This is a genomic window from Candidatus Neomarinimicrobiota bacterium (assembly GCA_034716895.1).
In the GTDB taxonomy this organism is placed as follows: Bacteria; Fidelibacterota; UBA8477; order UBA8477; family JABMPR01; genus JABMPR01.
In genome coordinates this window covers 1-1,574 of the sequence record JAYEKW010000240.1, presented here as the reverse complement: position 1 = coordinate 1,574, position 1,574 = coordinate 1, and the positions used below count along the sequence as shown (strand labels likewise).

Here is a 1,574-nt window from a genome sequence, read left to right as displayed (position 1 = left end):
GCAGCTGGGCCAGGAATGTCAGTGGCCTGTGTGAGCTTACGGATATGGATCCAAACTTACTTTCAAACAACGCCTTATACCGTATATCTGATTCCCTTCTATCAGTAAAGGATGAGCTTGAGAAACACCTGTATCAGAGAGAACGGGACTTATTTTCTTCCAATGATAAAATCCTGCTATATGATTTAACCAATACCTATTTCGAGGGACAGGCACAGAGCAACCCTAAAGCCAAACGTGGCTGGTCCAAGGAGAAGCGTTATGATTGCCCCCTGCTTACATTAGGAATGGTAGTTGACAGCCAGGGCTTTCCCCGGGTGAGTAAACTGCTTGCCGGTAATGTTAGTGAGGGCAAGACACTGCTGGGAATGATCCAGGCACTCCAGGCAGAGGAAGTAAAATTGGGGTCAGATTCGGGCTTGGATCAGAACTTGGAGAGTAAACCAGCAGAGATAAAGCCGCGCGGTATTACTGTGGTGCTGGATGCCGGTATCGCTATTGAGTCAAATCTAGAATTACTCAGATCAAACGGATATGATTACATTGTAGTAGCTCGTAACAAGCCGGTAACCATGGCGGAGATTGACCTCAATAAGCTTACAACCATTAAGGAGACAGCTCATGAGAAGGTTGAGGTTTGCTTAATTGAGCGTGAAGATGAAAACATCCTGTACTGCAAGAGTTTAAAGCGTCTGGCCAAAGAGAATGCCATGCAGCTTCAATACCAGCATCGTTTTGAGGCCGGGATAGAGTTAATCAGTGCTTCATTGATGAAGAAGGGCGGGGTTAAAAAGGCTGAAAAAATCATGGAGCGGATTGGTCGCTTGAAGCAGCGCAACTCAGCTATCGCAAGATTTTACAGTATAGATATCAAACAGAAGGATGGCGTCGTCACTTCAATCACCTGGAAGTTCAAGCAGCAGGAAGCTGAAACAGACAGGTTCTCCGGCTCATATTTTTTGAGAAGCAGTCGTAAAGATTTAAATGAAGCAGCACTTTGGAAGACCTATGTCATGTTAACCAAAGTTGAAGAAGGGTTTAGATGTTTGAAGGATGATTTAAAACTACGACCCGTCTTTCATCAGAAGGAGCAACGCTCAGACGGACATATGTTTATAACCCTGTTAGCTTATCATTTACTCAACTCAATTCGAGTCAGCCTGGAAGCTGAAGGGATCCATCTGAGGTGGCAGAACATCCGTGAATTATTGTCAACTCACGCTTTGGTAACGACTTCCTTCAATACTGAGGATGGACAAAGAATACACATTCGTCAGTGCTCTGATCCTGAACTATTCCACAGAAGTATCTACAACGCTTTAAAAATTAAACTTACCCCGCTTGCGATGAAGAAAACTAAAAACTAAAGCTGTAGTCACCATAAAATTAATGACTGGACTGTTATTACAACACTTACAGAACATCTGTGGTAAACCTGGGTTAGAGTTTTTTCATATTTTGCTGATGCGATTTTATTTCCTGATGGTTCTTTGTGGAGGGATGCGTAGTGAGAGAAGAAAAAGTTACTAAAAATATTTTGGATTGGCTTGAAGAAAATGGGTGGACAATCATTT

General features: G+C 42.9%; 2 protein-coding genes. One reads left to right on the top strand and one right to left on the bottom strand.

All coding sequences use genetic code 11. The features are described from left to right. Positions 1-1,367, top strand: a 1,367-nt coding sequence (locus tag U9Q77_13220) for an IS1634 family transposase (GenBank protein MEA3288316.1), incomplete at its 5' end; no start/stop codon positions are given. Between the two features lie 8 nt (positions 1,368-1,375). On the opposite strand, the gene U9Q77_13215 is transcribed toward U9Q77_13220, so the two are convergent. Beyond that, on the bottom strand, positions 1,376-1,574 hold a 199-nt coding region (locus U9Q77_13215; protein ID MEA3288315.1), incomplete at its 5' end, for a hypothetical protein.